This window comes from Marinobacterium iners DSM 11526 (assembly GCF_900107855.1).
Classification (GTDB): Bacteria; Pseudomonadota; Gammaproteobacteria; order Pseudomonadales; family Balneatricaceae; genus Marinobacterium; species Marinobacterium iners.
In genome coordinates, this window is record NZ_FNRJ01000012.1 from 1 (window position 1) to 17,548 (window position 17,548).

Annotated in this window: 18 protein-coding genes; 6 read left to right on the top strand and 12 right to left on the bottom strand. The window is 55.9% G+C overall.

Annotated elements, in window-relative coordinates:
- The 11 genes from BLV48_RS12600 to BLV48_RS12655 all read right to left on the bottom strand — a co-directional run.
- The coding region (locus BLV48_RS12600) for a leucine zipper domain-containing protein (protein ID WP_139253918.1) at positions 1-263 on the bottom strand (263 nt) is incomplete at its 3' end.
- 190 nt (positions 264-453) lie between these two features.
- A complete protein-coding gene (locus BLV48_RS12605) occupies positions 454-822 on the bottom strand; it encodes a hypothetical protein (protein ID WP_091827153.1) in 369 nt (122 codons plus the stop codon).
- On the bottom strand, positions 819-1,118 hold the full coding sequence (locus BLV48_RS12610; protein WP_091827154.1) for a hypothetical protein: 300 nt from the start codon (positions 1,116-1,118) through the stop codon (positions 819-821). The genes BLV48_RS12605 and BLV48_RS12610 overlap by 4 nt, the downstream gene beginning before the upstream one ends.
- Positions 1,119-1,226: 108 nt before the next feature.
- Positions 1,227-1,556: a hypothetical protein gene (locus tag BLV48_RS12615; protein WP_091827155.1), complete on the bottom strand. Its 330-nt coding sequence runs from the start codon at positions 1,554-1,556 to the stop codon at positions 1,227-1,229.
- An 88-nt stretch (positions 1,557-1,644) separates the two neighbouring features.
- Positions 1,645-2,061 (bottom strand): hypothetical protein, encoded by a 417-nt coding sequence (locus BLV48_RS12620; protein ID WP_091827156.1) that lies wholly within the window; start codon positions 2,059-2,061, stop codon positions 1,645-1,647.
- A gap of 103 nt (positions 2,062-2,164) precedes the next feature.
- Positions 2,165-2,827 carry a hypothetical protein gene (locus tag BLV48_RS18780; protein WP_139253919.1) on the bottom strand — a complete coding sequence of 221 codons (663 nt, stop codon included), beginning with the start codon at positions 2,825-2,827 and terminating at the stop codon, positions 2,165-2,167.
- A 582-nt stretch (positions 2,828-3,409) separates the two neighbouring features.
- Positions 3,410-3,766 (bottom strand): cupin domain-containing protein, encoded by a 357-nt coding sequence (locus tag BLV48_RS12635; RefSeq protein WP_091827159.1) that lies wholly within the window; start codon positions 3,764-3,766, stop codon positions 3,410-3,412.
- 48 nt (positions 3,767-3,814) lie between these two features.
- Positions 3,815-5,188, bottom strand: coding sequence for an NAD(P)-binding domain-containing protein (locus tag BLV48_RS12640; RefSeq protein ID WP_091827160.1), 1,374 nt, complete (start codon positions 5,186-5,188; stop codon positions 3,815-3,817).
- Positions 5,189-5,309: 121 nt separating this feature from the next.
- Positions 5,310-6,098 carry a PAS domain-containing protein gene (locus BLV48_RS12645; protein ID WP_254775038.1) on the bottom strand — a complete coding sequence of 263 codons (789 nt, stop codon included), beginning with the start codon at positions 6,096-6,098 and terminating at the stop codon, positions 5,310-5,312.
- On the bottom strand, positions 6,092-6,790 hold the full coding sequence (locus tag BLV48_RS12650) for a response regulator (RefSeq protein WP_091827161.1): 699 nt from the start codon (positions 6,788-6,790) through the stop codon (positions 6,092-6,094). The genes BLV48_RS12645 and BLV48_RS12650 overlap by 7 nt, the downstream gene beginning before the upstream one ends.
- Positions 6,787-7,923: a sensor histidine kinase gene (locus BLV48_RS12655; RefSeq protein WP_091827162.1), complete on the bottom strand. Its 1,137-nt coding sequence runs from the start codon at positions 7,921-7,923 to the stop codon at positions 6,787-6,789. The genes BLV48_RS12650 and BLV48_RS12655 overlap by 4 nt, the downstream gene beginning before the upstream one ends.
- A 260-nt stretch (positions 7,924-8,183) precedes the next feature.
- Here BLV48_RS12655 and BLV48_RS12660 point away from each other — a divergent pair, with 260 nt between their 5' ends.
- From BLV48_RS12660 to BLV48_RS18985, 3 genes are all read left to right on the top strand, one after another.
- A complete protein-coding gene (locus BLV48_RS12660) occupies positions 8,184-10,505 on the top strand; it encodes a DUF1989 domain-containing protein (protein ID WP_091827163.1) in 2,322 nt (773 codons plus the stop codon).
- A gap of 367 nt (positions 10,506-10,872) precedes the next feature.
- Positions 10,873-12,207 (top strand): ammonium transporter, encoded by a 1,335-nt coding sequence (locus BLV48_RS12665; RefSeq protein WP_091827243.1) that lies wholly within the window; start codon positions 10,873-10,875, stop codon positions 12,205-12,207.
- An 87-nt stretch (positions 12,208-12,294) separates the two neighbouring features.
- Positions 12,295-12,462 carry a hypothetical protein gene (locus BLV48_RS18985; RefSeq protein WP_175527669.1) on the top strand — a complete coding sequence of 56 codons (168 nt, stop codon included), beginning with the start codon at positions 12,295-12,297 and terminating at the stop codon, positions 12,460-12,462.
- Positions 12,463-12,497: 35 nt separating this feature from the next.
- Here BLV48_RS18985 and BLV48_RS12670 read toward each other — a convergent pair whose 3' ends face one another.
- Positions 12,498-13,442, bottom strand: a complete 945-nt coding sequence (locus BLV48_RS12670; RefSeq protein WP_254775039.1) for a helix-turn-helix domain-containing protein — start codon at positions 13,440-13,442, stop codon at positions 12,498-12,500.
- A 232-nt stretch (positions 13,443-13,674) separates the two neighbouring features.
- On the opposite strand from BLV48_RS12670, the gene eat reads away from it, so the two are divergent.
- From eat to BLV48_RS12685, 3 genes are all read left to right on the top strand, one after another.
- The gene (gene eat / locus BLV48_RS12675; RefSeq protein WP_175527670.1) at positions 13,675-15,135 is read left to right on the top strand and encodes an ethanolamine permease; all 1,461 of its coding nucleotides are present in this window, start codon (positions 13,675-13,677) and stop codon (positions 15,133-15,135) included.
- A gap of 69 nt (positions 15,136-15,204) precedes the next feature.
- Complete coding sequence (locus BLV48_RS12680; RefSeq protein ID WP_091827166.1) at positions 15,205-16,191, top strand: phosphotransferase enzyme family protein; 987 nt, start codon at positions 15,205-15,207, stop codon at positions 16,189-16,191.
- A gap of 17 nt (positions 16,192-16,208) precedes the next feature.
- Entirely contained in the window at positions 16,209-17,543 is a 1,335-nt protein-coding gene (locus BLV48_RS12685; RefSeq protein WP_091827167.1) for an aspartate aminotransferase family protein, read from the top strand.
- Positions 17,544-17,548: the final 5 nt, after the last annotated feature.

A 17,548-nucleotide genomic window follows, 5' to 3' on the forward strand; every position in this document is an offset into this window, starting at 1 on the left:
TTGAGTGTCAGGCGCATCTTCTGAATCAGCTCAACCCACTGTTTCGGCATCTGCCTCGGTGAGGCGTGGGGGCGGCTGGATGCTGACTCAAGACCAGCGTCACCAGCCTCTCGATAGCGAGCAAGCCACTTATACACCGTGCGCCTACTGATGCCGAACGTGTGGGCGATATCTTTGATGGATTGTTGCTGACGTATGGCGCGATCAACGATCAGGGCTCGAATATGGGGCGTGGTTCGTGCATTCTTATGGGGGTTGTTCATGTCGGTTGTTCTGTGCTGTTTGTTTGGCGATAACCAGCATCTCGAACTTAACCGGCGTGAACAACCTCCTTAGCACCCACATCTAGCCCCTTAAGATAGGCTATTTCGTTTTCCGCCACACATAGAGGCGATAAAAATAGGAGTAATGCGGTTATTAAATATTTCATTGATCTACCATTGCTAGCTATAATTACGGCTTCCATTCAGCTTGCATATGAAAGCGGGTTATTAAATCTTGGATTTTTGAGCTTTCACAACCTTCTGTTTCAATAACTTCATATACTGCCTTTGTAAGCTTTTCTCCACCGAATTTTAGTATTTCTTGGGCTTTTTCGTTTGAAATATCAGGCTTTCGCTTTCTAAGCTCGGTTAACGCAGAAACAGATACCATCTGATAGTTTGCTAAAAAAGATGTTAGCTCTTCTTTTTTTGGGTTTATACATTTTCCAGCAGCGGCACTAGACAACGTGAAATGCTCATATATTTTCAATATGTCATCTTTTTCAGCTGAGGCTTCAGCCGAAAGAAAGAAGATTAACAGAATGGCAAATTTTTTCATGATTCCCTCCATATTTGGCGAACGCCCACATAAACGGTTCGAGCGACCGTAGGGAACGAATTTGACGTTTTTTTTAAACTGCATTTGGCTTGTAAGAAATAGGCACCCAGCACACCTGCAGCGACCACCATGAGGCAATTCGGGCCTAGAAAGCCCCAATAAAACCAGAAAGGGTCTCCAGGCGATGCGAATGCTTCTGTTGATTGCCTAAGTGCATCAAGGTTATTGAAAAGACTAAAGGCCATAAATGCCGCATGTGCCAATAATATAATTCCGATTATCTTCTTAATTGACACAAATTCTCCTTTGCATTTTAAGGCCCCGCTAAACAGCGAGCGTTAGCGAGTCCGATGGAGGTCACGCTTTTTTGGGGCCGGAACGCATTTGAGCGGTTTTTTAGGCATTTACCCTCCAAGCCTTGCTGCCATATTGTGCAATGGCGAATATGCGAAGAAAAGCACCACACAAAAAACCAAAAGAAGCACCCCTGATTTTTTGCTTTGCACCGAACCTTTGATAAACAGCACGATGGCAAGAATAACTGAAACCGCCATTAATAAAAGAAAGATGCAGCCTAGTAAAAACTCGATAATGTCTGAGATTCCATACGGTGCATCTGGCTCTATATACATGCCCGCATAAACATAAGCCCGAAAGTAAAGCATGAACGCAAACAATGAAAATGTAAGAGCTCCGATCCACATACTTGCTTTTGTACCTTTGCTCAGAGTCATAGATGCCTAACTCCCCACACAGGGGACGACAAAAAAGCGCAGCGTTTTGGCGCTCCCAGCGACCAGCGGGAGCGACCGCTGTGGTTTGTTATGCATTCATGACCTCAATGAACCACTTGGGCTGCATCTCATCGAAGTCCGTCCGAATGTTGGAAGGCAGGTAACTTGCTGAATCCAAGACAAATTCTTTGCCTTTCAGACGTTTAAAAACAACCCAATGCCAGAAATTTTTGCCACCTTCCTGATGATGCTTGATGGACAGTAGTGCCAGATCAGGCAGACCACTCCATGATTCAAAAGGAATTTCATCGGGAGACGTCTCGACTCCGGCACTGGACAACATCTTCCTGACATACTGAGTATCGGACCAAAGAGATTTATCTTCGGCATAGATACCCATAGCATTCGCTACGGCCTTCATTTCCGAGTAGGTTTTACCCAGAACATTGGCCACCGATGCAATTCCGCAGCCTGTGGCTTCTTCCTGTATTACGGGCTTTAGCACCGTTTTCTCCTTATTGCATAACGCCGCCAACACGCGCGGCTTTGTGGTGAAGGCGAAGCCGCAACGAAAAAGCCGTCGCCGTGCTTGGCATTGTTAGAACACGCTATGCCATTGGCATGATGTCGAATTCATTTGGTAGAAACTTCTTTTTCTCAATTACTTGCTCCCAGTACGATCTAGTTGCTAGCGCATGTCGCCTGCCATTACCTTTCTGCGCCTCATGATCCGAGTTCAAACTAGCATACTTTAGCATCAGCTCTGCTCGTTTTTGGGATGCCCAGCAAAACATGGGAGTTACCCCTTGAAGTACGCTATTCTCTTCGACTTCCGAAAGTGAGCCAGCAGCCATCTCTGTCAAGTATGGAATTGCCCCTGGACCAGATCTTTGCTCAGTCTCGTATGCTGAGACAAGCCCATCACCATATACACGAGAACAAGAAAGATTTCTGCATGAACGAAATTCAGCATCAACGGGCTCGTGGTCAACCCAGCGAATTTCGCCTTCTGCAATTCCACCTCGAACCAATATAAAGTCAGCCCACCATTGGCCATACATTAGGGAGACTGCTTTTACAAAATCAGGATAACTACCAGATTCAGCAGAAACGATTACTGAGTCTGAAAAAATTGAGACTCGAATAGCGGGGAAAAGCTTAGCCGCAATACTCGCGGGACCCGCAAAATCTAAAGAAATTAAATCTGAAAACCGTCCAGAGGTTATGGCTGCCTTCGTTCCTAATATGTCAAAGAACCCTACTAATGCCATGCGACCTCTCTTGTTCTAACATTATAGTACTGCGCATGCGCATATTTGCTCTCAGTCGAAGACTGTAGAGCTGTTGTAACTATCTGAAGAGAAAGGATAAGTCGAGATACCACAGTCATTCTCTTCCGGTGAAAACGAGCATGCGCGTTTTGCAGCGTTGCCGTGCGCAGTATCCTGCAACGGCCGATCCATAGTTTCCTGATACTGAACGATTTTCCCGCCTGTTGCCAGTCACAAATGAGCACAGTCACGTGACAAAACAAGCACCATCGGCTCAAGGCCTTCAATACACTGTATGTAACCACAGAAACTTAAGGCAGCTTGTCCACAGGTACCGTGGTATTCGGAATGACTGGCCAATTCCCGCTACCGTCCGCAAGGTGCTGAGTGTTGCAATGACCCGTTGAACCCTCAGTGCAAAGGGGGTTTTGCCAATAACCGATGTGTGGCCGTATTGGATCAGAGTTAAGGCACAGTGCTTTCAGCCAAGCGGCACATAAAAGAGGAACAACAAAGTGTAAGGGTGCCCGGCAGAGGTGTGTGGTCCTGCAGCCGGGCGGTCGGGCTTTAACAGGTGAGCGCTTATTTCAGCTTGATCGCAAAGTGCTTGACGATCGGGGCGGTAATTTCCCAGGTGCCAACAAAATCCTTTTCGATGACGAAGGCGTCGCCGGGGCCTACTTCCACGGGCTCGCCGCCTTCTGGCGTGATGATCGCCGAGCCTTCCATCAGGTGAATGAATTCCCAGCTTTCATATTTGGCATGCCAGGTGCCGGGGGTGGCTTCCCACCAGCCGCTGATCATGCTGCCGTCATCGGCGGTGTATTCGATCCAGGTGGTCATGCTGGGGTCGCCGGCCACGGCGGTCCAGCCCGGCAAGGGGTCGGTGATCGACTTGGCCTGGCGGTTGGGCAAACGGGTAACGGGGGTGTTGCTCATGTCAGAGTCCTCTCTACGGTGCCGGCGAGGCCAGCACCGGGTGGATAATCAGCTGGCCTTGCGCGAGGTTTCCTGCAACGGAGCGTCGGCCAGGTAGGCTTCCATCGAGTCGTCCAGTGCATCCAGCCACGGGGTATGGTGTGGGGGCGCCATGGTGCCGGTCATCAGTGAGCGATAGGAATGGTCACGGAAGGTCATGATGTTGTCCTTCTTGTGCTGCTTCCATTCGAGGAAGGTGCGGTTGACGCCATCAATGTCGAACGTGGGGTAGTCGGTCTGTTCGATCAGGTGGAGGATGTAGGCACCCTGGTACTCGTACATCTCCTGAGCGGTTTCCAGTGCCAGTTCCCGCTCGCGCCACGCCAGACTGTCGGCAGTCATGTCCTCTTTGGCGGGCAAGGCGAGGCGACCGAGAATAACGTCGCGCACGTACCAAGCCTGGGCGTCGAACATGTTGAACGAGTACCACTGGTCCTGCATGCCGATATAGAAGAACTGCGGGTTATCTTCCCAGACCACACCTTTGTACAGGTTCAGCGGCCAGAGGCGGTTGTCGGTTTTCAGGGCCAGTTCGTCATCGAGGAAGGGGAAGTGGTGCAGGTAACCGGTGCACAGGATGATGGCGTCGATCTTCTTGCTGCTGCCGTCCTGGAAGTACGCCGTGTCCACGTCAACGTGGGTCAGGTTTGGTTTCTCCTCCCAGTTGTCCGGCCACTTGAAGCCCATGGGTGCAGTGCGGTAGCAGCTGGTGATGGAGCGGGCACCGTACTTGTAGCACTGAGAGCCGATATCTTCAGCAGAGTAGCTGGCGCCGACGAGCAGAATGTCCTTGTCCTTGAATTCCAGCGCATCGCGGAAGTCATGGGCGTGCAGGATGCGGCCGCCGAAGGTTTTGAACCCGTCAAACTCAGGCACTTTCGGGGTGGAGAAGTGACCGCTGGCGCATACTACATGGTCAAATTCTTCGCTGTACGTGTTGCCGGTGCTGTGGTCCTGAACTTCCACGGTGAACATCTTGCTGTCGGCATCGAAGCTGATGTGACGAACCGGGGTGTTAAAGCGAATGTACTTGCGCACGCCGGCCTTGTCGACGCGGCCCTTGATGTAATCCCAGAGCACTTCGCGCGGCGGATAGGAGGCGATCTGACGTCCGAAATGCTCCTCGAAGGTGTAGTCGGCAAATTCCAGGCATTCCTTGGGACCGTTGGACCAGAGGTAACGGTACATGCTGCCGTGGACCGGCTCGCCGTTTTCGTCCAGGCCGGTACGCCAGGTGTAGTTCCACATGCCGCCCCAGTCGGACTGCTTCTCGAAACAGACCAGTTCGGGTATGTCGGCACCCTTGGCTTCGGCTGACTGGAAGGCTCGCAGTTGGGCCAGACCGCTCGGGCCTGCGCCAATAATGGCTACGCGTTTCTTCATGGTTATCTCCACAGAATCCTGTTGTCGGGATCAGAGCGGCCACATCAGCGTGACCCTTGATAACCAAATTACCCGCGTGAACCGTTGGGAAAAATTCCCCGTTGAAGGTACCCCCGTCGGGTTAAATTCGGGGGTAGTCCGGTGGGGTGGCAAAGGCTACGACAATACCCTCAACCCCCAGTATTGAGCCGTTGTCGGCATACAGCCCACAGCCTTTCTCGCTGACCGGCACAAAATGCCCATCCGCATGCTGCAACCGATAGTGCAGCTCAAACTCGCTGCATCGGCTGAGGGCTTCCTGAACCTGCTCCCAGACAGGGCCGGAGTCATCCGGATGGATCAGGTCGCCGTAGTTGAGGCAGGACTGGTTGGTGAGTACCTCCGGGCTGTATCCCGTAAGTTCACGACAGCCTGCGCTGACATACTCCATGGTCCAGTGACGATTGTTGCGTCCTCGGTAGAGCATCGCGGGCAGGTGCTGCAGCAATTGATGTAGGCTGCGCCAGTGCGCCTCCCTCTGGCGTGACTCGTCCATGCGCTCGCTGATGTCCAGCAAGGTGATGGTGAGCGGCCAGCCCGTTTCCGGGTTCAGGGCCGAGAGTTTCAACTCAAACCAGCGGCTTGTGCGCTGTTCGGTGGTCAGCAGTCGCAGGCAGACCGAACGCTCCAGCCGGATCAATGCTTGTTGCCACTGAGCACGGTCGCCCGGGTGCAGGTACTCGTGAAAGAGCATGCTGAGGTTGCCACGGCTCAGTTCCTTCCAGCATCGATTGGCCTGCAGAATGCGGCCATTGGCATCGATGACCAAAATGGCTGTTTCAAGGTTGTTCAATACGTACTCAGGCTCGTATCCGCTCGCCTGTGCAGATCGGCCCGAGGGGCGAATAAGATCCAGCATTTGGCTCAGCATAGGATGTTATCCGGCAGTGGATTGGTGTGCACCCATGCGGCAAGTTCGAGTCGGGAATGCAGGTGCAGCTTGCGCAGCAGACTTTTGACATACACCTTGACGGTGCTGTCACTGATGCCCATCTCGCGGGCGATCAACTTGTTGCTGAGGCCGCGTGATATCCAGACCAGTGTTTCACGCTCTCGTTCGGTCAGGGTTGCATACCAGTGCTCGTCCGCTGGGGAGGCGCTGGTTGGGAGCGAACGTCCGGTATCCTGCAGACTGTCCTGTCGACGCAAACCCTCGCGCAATAACAGCATCATCTCGTCATCGAGCCCCAGCTGCCCGTTAAGGATCGATTCCAGCCGCTCCAGTATCAGGCCAGGCTCCGTATCCTTGAGCAGGTAGCCTTCGGCCCCCAGACGCAGGGCATCCATCAAATGTGTCGGGTCATCGGACGCCGTCAGCATCACAACCTTGACGCCGCTGTGGCGCTCCTTGATTGCCTGCAGCAATTCAAGGCCGCTCTGGCCAGGCATGTGAAGATCCAGCAGCACCAGATCCGGTACGGAGTCGTTCACCGCCTCCAGCACTTGATCGGGGTGGCTGAATTGGGCCGTCACACGGAAGTGGCCGCTGTCCTGCAGCAGCTCGGCAACCCCTCGTCGAAACAGCGGGTGATCATCCACCAGCATTACGTTGACGTCTGTCATGGGCATAGTTCCTCGGCGATCAGTTCGATGCAGGTCCCGTTACCGGGGGTGGACTCAAGCCGGAACCGGGCGCCAATGCGACGCGCGCGTTCCTCCATGATGCCCAGACCGAAACTGTCGGCGTTGCGTTGTGCCGGCAGTCCCTGACCATCGTCCTGAATATGAACATGGAATCCGTTCTTGCCATGCGGCAGCAGTTGAATCCTGACCTTTTGGGCGTGAGCGTGCCGGACCACATTGCTCAACGCCTCACGGATGATCAGCAGCAATTCCACGGCAACCGGTTCGGGCAAAGGGTATCCGGTGAGGCGGTTATCAAGCTCAAACAGCAGACTGGAGTTGCGCTCGAAATCGGTAACGGCACACAGAAGCTCCTGATGAAGGCTGTGCTGCAGGCGGATGCGGGCGCTGCTGATCAATTCGCGTGTTTGTCGGTACGCCTGACGGGTCTGACACCGGATGTCGGACAGGCGCTCCTGCAGCTGATCCGCTGACAGCTGAGTGGCCTGCTGTTCAAGACGGCCGGTTTGAAGGCATAGATAGCACAGCTGCTGGGCGACGGAGTCGTGCAAACTGGCGGCCAGGTTCTGTTGTACTTCCTGGCGCAGGGCGGTCAGTTGCCGTTCGTGTTCCAGTCTGATGTCGAGCCCGGCATGCACCGCCTGACCAAGATCACGCAGCAACTGTCGTCGGTCTTCGCCTGATGTGGCAAGAGAGAGGGGAGCCAACAGCCAAAGCTGCAGGCCGCCTTCGCTGTCGGGGATGCGCAGCCCCGTGATTTCGTGCCGGGCAAGGGTGTCTTCGGGCTGCAGCTGGAATCGATTGCCACGAGTGGCGAGGTCCAGCTGATATTTCAGTCGGGCGGTTTCAAGCGGGGAAGGTTGAGGCCCGGTTCCATTGAGGGACCAGTGCACATCGGCAGTGACGCGCCACGCAAGCCACACGGGGCTTGAGCAGCCGGCGTCCAGCAGCACCTGACTCAGCAGGTCGGGCAAGGTGTCTTCCAGGTTCGGACAGCGAACAAGGGTCAGGCTTACCCGGTGCAACAGTTCGCGTTGTGGATAATACCGCGGCTGTTCAGCCTTTCCGCCTGCCTGAACGCGTCCGAACCAGCGTGAAAAACTGACCGTCACGCCATCCTCCTGTTCGAATTGGGTCTAAACGTGAGTGAAAATGCACGGATCATGCCAGCATATTCAGGTCTACCCCTACAGAGGTAGCTCCTTTGATGAATTGCCCGAAAATCACTACAGGTAAAGAATTTTTACCCATGGTTGATGTGGCCGGCGCTGTTGTTCCGGTGGGAAAAGAGCCACACAACAGGGCATGGCGCCGGCCTGTGCACCGAATGGTGGCGCAGGCCATGTGAATGTGAGTGGCCAGGGGTGAAGGTATGAACACGCAATTTCATGATCATTTGATCACGGGTGAGCCGCCGGCTACGAGCCGCAAACGCATTGTGGCGCAACAGGCAATGCGAGTGAAACTGTTGCCGGGCGAGCGGTTGCAGATTGACTGCCCGGACGAAGGGCAGTGCTGTGAGCTGTTCATGCTTGATGACGGCCCCGGCTCGGCGCGTGAGCGTCTGGAGTTGGGACAGGCCACTTCCGGTATGCCTGAGGTGCAGGCGCAGCTGCAACAGTCGCGCCCTTCGGGTGACAGGCTGCGGCAAAGATTGCTGGCATGGGGCGTTAAGGAATCCCATCTGCAACGCGGGCTTCATCTGGATGCCGAGCAGTTGCCGTGCATGATTGAAGCCACGGAGCGTACAGGGGCCATCCATCTGGTGCTGGCTGCGCCGGGGGCTGACATGATGCCGCAGGAGCAAACGACAGCGACAGAGTTGAATGTTGCCTTCTGGCGTTTGCCGGGCGAAATGACTGAGCTGCCCGATCCGCTGAGTGAGCCGGTGCAGGAGGTGCATGTCCCACACAGCAGCGCGCGTGTATACCGCGTCAAGGCGGGTGAGTGGATTCAGATTATTGATGTGGCGGGCAAGCAATGCTCCGACTTCATCGCCTTCGATGCCGAGGCGCTGGAAAGAGGCGAAGAGATTACGCTGGATGCGGTGGCGACACGGACCCTGGCGGGACACGCCTTGCCCCAGCCGGGGCTGTACTCACGATTTGCCGACAACCGCCTGCAGCCGATGCTGGAGCTAGTACAGGACACGGTCGGTCGTCACGACAGCTTCCTGCTGGCCTGCACGCCCAAATATTACGAGGACAGTGGCTACTTCGGTCATGTCAGCTGTACGGACAATTTCAACCGTGCATTGAGGGAGTATGGCGTGGCACCCCGCGCTGGCTGGCCCGCCATCAATTTTTTCTTCAACACGCTGATCGAGCCCTGCGGCACGGTAGGTATGGATGAGCCCTGGTCGCGTCCCGGTGACTACGTCCTGCTGCGCGCGAATCGGGACTTGATATGCGCGTCTTCAGCCTGCCCTGATGACATCGATCCGGCCAATGGCTGGATACCCACCGATATCCATGTCCGCGTCTATGGCGCGGAAAACCAGTTCGAGCGCGCCATTGCCCATCGCGTGGTGCCTGAGGAGTTGCCGCGCATGACCAAACAGACCGCGTTTCACAGCCGTACTTCGAAACTGACCAAGCACTTTGATGAATACCGCGGCTATTGGGTGCCGACCGAATTTGAAGGTTGGGGCGCGCGTGCCGAATATCTGGCCTGTCGTGAGTCCGTCGCTGTCATGGATCTGTCGCCGCTGCGCAAGTTCGAAGTGGTTGGCCCCGATGCCGAAGCGCTGTTGCAGTATGCCCTGACCCGTAATGTGCGCCGGCTTGCGGTGGGTGAAATTGTCTACTCGGCCGCCTGTTTCGAGACCGGTGGCATGGTCGATGATGGCACATTGTTCCGCATGGGGGAGCAGACCTTCCGCTGGGTATGTGGCGATCCCTGGTCTGGCACCTGGCTGCGAGAGTTGGCAGCACAGCGCGGTGATCGGGTCAGTATTCGTGAGTCGACTGACCAGCTGCACAACCTGGCTGTGCAGGGTCCCAACAGCCGAGCGCTGCTGTCGGAGCTGGTTTGGCAGCCGGAAAACCGGACACCGGTGAGCGAATTGAAGTGGTTCCACTTCACCATTGGCCGTTTGGGCGGGCCGGAAGGCATACCGCTGATGGTTTCGCGAACCGGCTACACCGGTGAGTTAGGGTTTGAAGTGTGGTGTCATCCTGATGACGGCGCAGCGGTATGGGATGCGATTTGGCAGGCTGGCCAGCCCCATGGTCTGGCGCCACTGGGGTTTGCCGCGTTGGACATGCTGCGAATCGAGGCGGGTTTGATCTTTGCGGAGCACGAATTCTGCAACCAGACCAACCCCTACGAGGCCGGCATCGGCTTCACCGTGCCGATGAAAACCAAGGAAGAAGATTTCAGCGGGCGAGCGGCGCTGCAGCGGCAGTCGCCTGAGAGCAGACAGAAGCTGGTGGGGCTGGTGCTGGATGGCAATGAGCCTGTTCACCACGGTGATCTGGTGTACGACGGGCGCATGCCGGTTGGTCAGATAACCAGCGCAACGGCCTCGCCCTTGCTGGGCAAAATGATTGCACTCTGTCGTGTTCAGCCCGCTTGGTCAGAACCGGGTACCCGACTGGAAGTGGGGCAGCTGGATGGACTGCAGAAGCGGTTGCCGGCTCAGGTTCAGGCACTGCCTTTCCATGATCCGGAGCGGATCAAAGTGAGAAGCTGATACCCCTGAAAATACCTTTCATGAAAGCGCCCTTTGTGGGCGCTTTTTTTGTGCTTGGCTACTAAATGAATAATACGGGTGCACGCAAGTGCGAAAAAGCCCTCGTATAAAGCACGGTAATTATCCACAGGGTGTTTTATCCGAGAAAATAATTTTTTACTCAAGAGTTAATTGTTTTTAAAACGTTATAAAACAATATCTTATAAATATTGTTTCTATATTTTATGGGTTGTGGATACTTTTGGCACATGGATTGCTTTTTCTTATCAGGAAACAAATATCACTGAAGAGTAAGGATGCTCCGGCTTATATGCTGCGGTGCAGCAAACAAAAAGCGGACCCTTTCCGCATAAACGAGGACAAGCCTATGACTGTGGAAACCGTGGAGTCGCTCAAGGCGACTTTCGAAATGCACCAAGCGATGAATGTGGAAGTGTTCTACTGGTGGTGTACTGCCATCATGTTCATGATCCATGCCGGATTCCTCGCCTATGAAATTGGCGCTTCCCGCGTCAAGAATGCCCTGACTTCAGGGATGAAAAACATTCTGACCCTTTCGGTCATCATTCCAACCTTCTACTTCTTCGGTTGGTGGATCTACAACGCCTTCCCGAACGGCCTGATTCCGATCGATGCTTCTGCGGCGCTGCCCTGGAGTTTGAGCATGGGGCCTGACGTTAAGGATATGGGTACCGGCATCTTCTTCGCCGCCTTCGCCCTGTTTGGTGCTACCACCGGCTCGATCCTGTCCGGTGCCGTGATCGAACGTATCCGTCTGAGCGCCTTCCTGATCCTGGCGGCCATTCTTGGTTCCGCTGTCTGGATTCTGGCTGGTGCCTGGGGTTGGCACCCGGATGGCTGGCTGCTGACCAAGCTGGGCTACCACGATGTGGGTGCGTCTGGTGTGGTACATGGGGTTGCCGGCTTCTTCGCGCTGGGTGTGCTGATGAACCTGGGTGCGCGCGTTGGCAAGTTCCAGAACGGTGTCGCGATGTATATCCCGCCACACAGCCTGCCGATGTCACTGATCGGCCTGATGATGATCATCGTCGGTTTCTTTGGCTTCCTGGGTGGCTGCATCATCTTTAATAGTGGTGATACCGGCTGGACCACGATCTATGGCAACCCGACCAACCTGTCCGCGTTCGGCTTCAACACCTTGATGGGCTTTGCCGGTGGTGTCATTGGTGCCTACCTGACATCGCGTGAGCCGTTCTGGACCATGTCCGGTGGCTTGGCAGGGATCATCACCGTTGCCGCGGGTCTGGATCTGTATTACCCGGGTCTGGCCTTTGTCATCGCTGCCAGTGGCGGTGCGTTGATGCCGCTGGTGGGTCGCATGGTAGAAAAAATGGGCGTAGATGATGCTGTGGGTGCGGTGGCAGTACACGGTTTCTGTGGCCTTTACGGTGTCGTGATGGTTGGTGTGTTTGCCTCTTCTTACCCGAATGTGGGTGACCTGCCTGATATTACTCTAACCGGGCAGCTGATTGGTGGCATCGTGATGGCACTGACCGGCTTCATTCCGGGCTGGGGCATCTCCTACGTGCTGAAGAAACTGAATGCCCTGCGTGTACCGCCTCAGGTCGAAGTGCTCGGTCTGGACCTGGTCGAAATCCCGGCCAAGCCCTACCCAGAGTCACTGCCGGCACAGGCGATCATCGAGAACACGCTGGAGCCGGGTCAGGAAAAACTGGTCTGAGCTTTCACTGAAATGGCGCTGTCTTGGCAGCGCCCCATGAACGAAAGATGAGTCAACAAGGGTGCGAATGGCACCGAGGAGCACATCATGTTTTCAAGTCCAATCACCAGCTGGGAAAACGTATCCGCCTACTTCACGTTCGCTGACAGCCCAACCGGCATTGCCATCAGTCTGGCTGCTGCCGTAGGGCTCTATCTGTTTCTGAACGCCAGCATCATGAAGCACGAGAAAGAGGCGTTCGACAAACACCTGTAAACCGTTAAGAGGGAGGCTTCGGCCTCCCTTGGCTTTCAGTGGGCGATACGTCTGAGGGTTTCTGAGGGGCGCTCGCCGAAAAGGCGTCTGTAGTCGGTAGCGAACTGGCTCAGATGGTAAAAGCCCTGACTGGCGGCTGCATCGGAGATTGAGGTGCCTTCGGCAGACAACAATTTGCGACGTACCCGGTTGAGGCGGGTCGCACGCAGGAACTGCACCGGGCTGATACCCAGAATGCTTTCAAAACTGTACTGCAAGGTACGCCGACTGACACAGGCCAGGTCACACAGAGCCGTCATGGTGACCGGCAAATCACCCTTTGCATCCACATATTCCCGTACTCGATCCACGACCGCCTTGCGATGCCGGTAACTGGGGATGACCCGCTCGTTAACTTCTGCCGTGTCCAGCAGGTTCAGCAGTTGCTGTATCAGCAGGTCCTTGTGGATTTCGGTATCCATGCCCTCGTCGGCTGCTGCCAGTATCCGTGTGACCAGCAGCGACAGCTCCTCGACCTGATGTCGGCTGCCGCGCAGACGCGGGTTGCCACCGGAGACACTGGACTGGGTAGCGATGCCCTGGCGCGCGGCCAGGCCGAACAGTTCTTCTTGCTGAACCACAATACTGAAGATGTTGCAGTCTGCCGGAGTCACCAGTTCGAAGGGGGTACTGCCGTGACGCCAGAGCAGATCTTCCTGCTCGACGGACTGGCCGTTGATGCGAAAGTGTTCACGATTGGTCGGAATGCCGAGCCAGAAGGCATCAGGCCAGACCATGCAGTGCTGATGTAATGCCTGATTGGTGTACTCGTTGATCAGCTGGATACCGTCAAACTGACACTCTTCGACACGGCCCTGAAAACGCCCGCTGCTGTACTGGTTATATTCCTGACTCCAGTCGGTCAGATGAAAGGCCTGCTCATTAATGTCATCTGAAACAGATATGCACCTCTGTGGTGCTTTTTGTTTATTTTGGTGCACCTTGGCCTCTTTATTATTTTTTCGATCCAGTATGGACGCCGTATTTTGATTCTGCCAAGTCCGCACCATCGTATTCACTCCTGCCCATGCACATTTGCCAATTTTTGATAACTGGCGCTTGCACGCTCTCGTTACGCTGAAAGTGCTAGCAATATCCATTCCCTTTCGTTGGGAGGCAGCGAAAGGGAATGGGCATCGACAATTTAAATAGTTATTGATCAGGGGAATGCTCATGGCTAATACAATCGATCAGGACTATCTGGCCAAGCGCCAGCTTAAGAAGGGGACTGCGGGCTGGGTCCTGCTGGCCGGTCTTGGGGTGTCCTACGTTATATCCGGCGACTTTGCCGGTTGGAACTTTGGCCTTGCTGAAGCGGGCTGGGGTGGATTTGCCATCGCGGCCGCACTGATGGCGACCATGTACTTTGCGCTGGTGCTCTCGCTGGCCGAGATGTCGGCGGCGATTCCGGCGGCTGGCGGCGGCTACAGTTTTGCCCGCCAGACCATGGGCACTACCGGGGGTTACCTCACGGGGCTGGCGGTATTGATTGAGTACGCACTGGCACCGGCGGCGATCGTGATCTTCATCGGCGCTGCCGTTGAGGAGTTGCTGGGGATCAACGGTCCCTGGGTTTACGCGCTGTTTTACGCCATTTTCATCGGCATCCATCTGGCCGGTGTAGGTGAGGCGCTGAAAACCATGATGGTAATCAGCGGATTGGCGGTGGTGGCTATTCTGGCCACGGCGATTGCCTTGATCGGTGATTTTGAAACGGCCAACCTGTTCAATATCGCGCCAACCGATGCGGCCGGTGCCAGTGAAATACTTCCGTTCGGCTGGTATGGCGTTTGGGCCGCACTGCCGTTTGCCATGTGGCTGTTCCTTGCTGTGGAAGGGGTGCCTCTGGCAGCGGAAGAAGCGCGCGACCCTGCTAGTGACATGCCCAAGGGCATCATCGGCGCGATGATTGTATTGCTGTTCACCGCGGCGTTGGTCATGTTCCTGCTGGCGGGTGCCGCCGGCGCTGATGTGATCGGCAGCAGCAGTGTACCGCTGGTGGATGCGCTCAAGGCAACCGGCAGCAGTGGCCTGGCGACTGCGATCAACGTTTTGGGCCTGGCCGGTCTGATCGCCTCCTTCTTCTCAGTGATCTACGGCTACAGCCGTCTGGTGTTCGCCCTCTCTCGTGCCGGCTACCTGCCCAAGGCGCTTTCCCTGACCAGCAAGCGCAAGGCGCCGACCTGGGCGCTGGTTGTGCCGGGCATCTTCGGTTTTCTGGTCTCACTGACCGGCGAGGGTGACCTGATTCTGGGCATGGCAGTGGTGGGGGCGACCATTTCCTACGCACTGATGGCCCTGAGCCATATCCTGCTGCGTCTGCGCCGTCCCGAGCTGAAGCGCCCCTACAGGACCCCGGGTGGCATCTTCACCTCATCCATTGCGCTGGTGCTGTCGCTGGTGGCGATGACCGGTGTCTACGCCTTTGATCCGCGCGCTTTCAACTACACCCTGGTGCTGTTCGTCATCGGTGCCGTCTACTTCTTCGCCTACGGTCGACGTCATTTGGTCGCTAAATCCGCCGATGAGGAGCTGGCACTGATTCTCGATGCGGAACACGATCTTGATGAAATGGACGGTTTTCACCTGCCTGAAGCTGAGTTGCCGCTGCAGGCTGATACTTCTCGCGCCTGAATATCTGGCCCGCACCTTTGAGTGCGGGTTTTCTGGCAGTAAATGTTTTTACAGGATGGAGATAATCAGATGTATACCGATACTCTGGTGAATACTCTCAGGTTAGAACTGGGGCAGTGTCTTGAATATTGGCAGATGCCGGCTGACGCTCATATCGATTTACTGACGACGTCTGAAAATGCCACTTTTATTTCCCGTGATCGTCACACGGATCGAAAAATAATCATCCGCGTGCATCGGCCTGATTATCATGTACGTGAGGAAATTGAATCTGAACTGGCATGGATTAATGACCTGCGTGCCTCGGGGCGGATCCATACACCATCGCCGCTGGAGACCCAGAACGGCAGTCCGGTTATCAGCCTGAATGCCGAAGGGCGCGACTTTTTTGCCGTGGGCTTTGAGCATGTGAAGGGGGCCGAGCCCGATGTTGGGCAGAGCCTGCCCCACTGGTTCGAGAAGCTGGGGGCGATGACGGCCAGGCTACATCAGCACAGCCGAGACTGGCAGCCGCCGGATTGGTTCGTGCGCAAGCGCTGGAATCTGGACACCATGATTGCCCCTGACGGCCTGTGGGGTGACTGGCGTGATGCACCGGGGCTGACGTCGGGTGATGAAGCCCTGATTAATCAAGCGATCGGGCATATTGAGCAGGCGATTATGGACTATGGGCAGAGCGCTGATCGCTATGGGCTGGTGCATGCGGATCTGCGTCTGGCCAACCTGCTGGTGGACGGAGACCGACTGTCGATCATTGACTTCGATGACAGCGGCTTCTGCTGGTATGCCTATGACTTTGCAGCCGCGATCAGCTTCTACGAGCTGGATCCGATCATCCCGCGGCTGCGCAAGGCCTGGGTACAGGGTTATCGCTCGGTCGCCGAATTTACCGCGGCGGATGAAGCGATGCTGGACACCTTCGTCATGATCCGGCGCATCATGCTCAGTGCCTGGCTGGCCTCGCATGCCGATAGCGAGGCGGCACAGGGCTTGATTGATGGTTACATTGAAGGGACGGCCCAGCTGGCCCGACAGTATCTACAGAATAATGGCTGAAGCGAGGAGACATTACCGTGAGCGATATCCGTGGAATTCTGGATCAGAATGCGTTCAGTTTCGACCGTCTTCAGCAGGCCGATGAGCGAATCGGGGCGTTGGTGCGCAAGCGTCTGGAAACCGTTGGCCCCACCTCAATGCTGTTCTACGAGGAACCCTTGCACATTGTTCGGGGCGAAGGGGTCTGGCTGTTTGACGATCAGGGGCAGCGCTATCTGGATGTGTACAACAATGTACCCTCTGTCGGGCATTGTCACCCAAGAGTGGTGCAGGCAGTGGCCGAGCAGATGGGCACGCTGAATGTACACACCCGATATCTGCATGAAGGCATACACCGGTATTCAGAGCGCCTGCTGGCCACGCTGCCACCGCCTTTGAACCGTCTGGTGATGATGTGTACCGGCAGTGAAAGCAACGATATGGCCCTGCGTCTGGCACGTCAGTGGACCGGGCATCAGGGCATCATCGTTACCGAGGCGGCCTACCACGGCAACACCTCAGCCGTGACCGAGGTGTCGCCCTCATCCTTCAAAAAAGGCTCGCTGCCTGAGCATGTACATGTCATCCCGATTTCGCAGATGCCTGAGCAGGCCGACCCTTCCGCCTGGTTTGCCGATCAGGTGCGCGCCGGTGTGGCGCGTCTGGATGTGCTGGGATACGGTTGTGCAGCGCTGCTGGTAGATTCGATTTTCTCCAGTGATGGTGTCTACGCCGACCCGGCGGGTTTCCTCAAGCCGGCAGTTGAATGGCTGCAGGCTCAGGGCGCGCTGTTGATTGCGGACGAAGTACAGCCCGGCTTCGGCCGCACCGGCGCAGGCATGTGGGGCTTTGCCCGTCACCAGGTGACACCTGACGTGGTCACCATGGGCAAGCCGATGGGTAACGGTTTCCCCATGGCTGGGCTGGCAGCGCGGGAAGAGCTGTTGGCTGCCCTCAATGAGGATGTGGGCTACTTCAATACTTTCGGCGGCTCGACCGTTGCGGTGGCTGCCGGTATGGCGGTGCTGGATGTACTGGCAGAGGAAGCACTGATCGCCAATGCCCGTCAGCAGGGTGATTACCTGAAGCAGCAGCTTGAGGTGCTGCAGTCTACCTTTGAGGAGGTGGCTGCGGTGCGGGGTGCGGGTCTGTTCATCGGCCTTGACCTGTGCAACCCGGCCCGGGATGGTGCGCCGGATGCGGCCCGGACCACGGCGGTCATCAATGCCCTCAAGCGTAACGGTGTGTTGATCGGTGCCGCAGGCAAGACCGGCAGCACGCTGAAAATCCGTCCGCCGCTCTGTATTGCACGGGCTGAAGCGGACCTGTTTCTGGATCGGCTTGAACAGTCGATCAGGGCAACGGCTGGGTAAATAGC

Excerpts from the sequence above, each read along its gene's own strand:
- BLV48_RS12680 (WP_091827166.1), top strand. The coding sequence starts at position 15,205 with ATGTATACCGATACTCTGGTGAATACTCTCAGGTTAGAACTGGGGCAG.
- BLV48_RS12665 (WP_091827243.1), top strand. The coding sequence starts at position 10,873 with ATGACTGTGGAAACCGTGGAGTCGCTCAAGGCGACTTTCGAAATGCAC.
- eat (WP_175527670.1), top strand. The coding sequence starts at position 13,675 with ATGGCTAATACAATCGATCAGGACTATCTGGCCAAGCGCCAGCTTAAG.
- BLV48_RS12605 (WP_091827153.1), bottom strand. The coding sequence starts at position 822 with ATGAAAAAATTTGCCATTCTGTTAATCTTCTTTCTTTCGGCTGAAGCC.
- BLV48_RS18780 (WP_139253919.1), bottom strand. The coding sequence starts at position 2,827 with ATGGCATTAGTAGGGTTCTTTGACATATTAGGAACGAAGGCAGCCATA.
- BLV48_RS12650 (WP_091827161.1), bottom strand. The coding sequence starts at position 6,790 with ATGACAGACGTCAACGTAATGCTGGTGGATGATCACCCGCTGTTTCGA.
- BLV48_RS12660 (WP_091827163.1), top strand. The coding sequence starts at position 8,184 with ATGAACACGCAATTTCATGATCATTTGATCACGGGTGAGCCGCCGGCT.
- BLV48_RS12615 (WP_091827155.1), bottom strand. The coding sequence starts at position 1,556 with ATGACTCTGAGCAAAGGTACAAAAGCAAGTATGTGGATCGGAGCTCTT.
- BLV48_RS12640 (WP_091827160.1), bottom strand. The coding sequence starts at position 5,188 with ATGAAGAAACGCGTAGCCATTATTGGCGCAGGCCCGAGCGGTCTGGCC.
- BLV48_RS18985 (WP_175527669.1), top strand. The coding sequence starts at position 12,295 with ATGTTTTCAAGTCCAATCACCAGCTGGGAAAACGTATCCGCCTACTTC.
- BLV48_RS12635 (WP_091827159.1), bottom strand. The coding sequence starts at position 3,766 with ATGAGCAACACCCCCGTTACCCGTTTGCCCAACCGCCAGGCCAAGTCG.
- BLV48_RS12645 (WP_254775038.1), bottom strand. The coding sequence starts at position 6,098 with ATGCTGAGCCAAATGCTGGATCTTATTCGCCCCTCGGGCCGATCTGCA.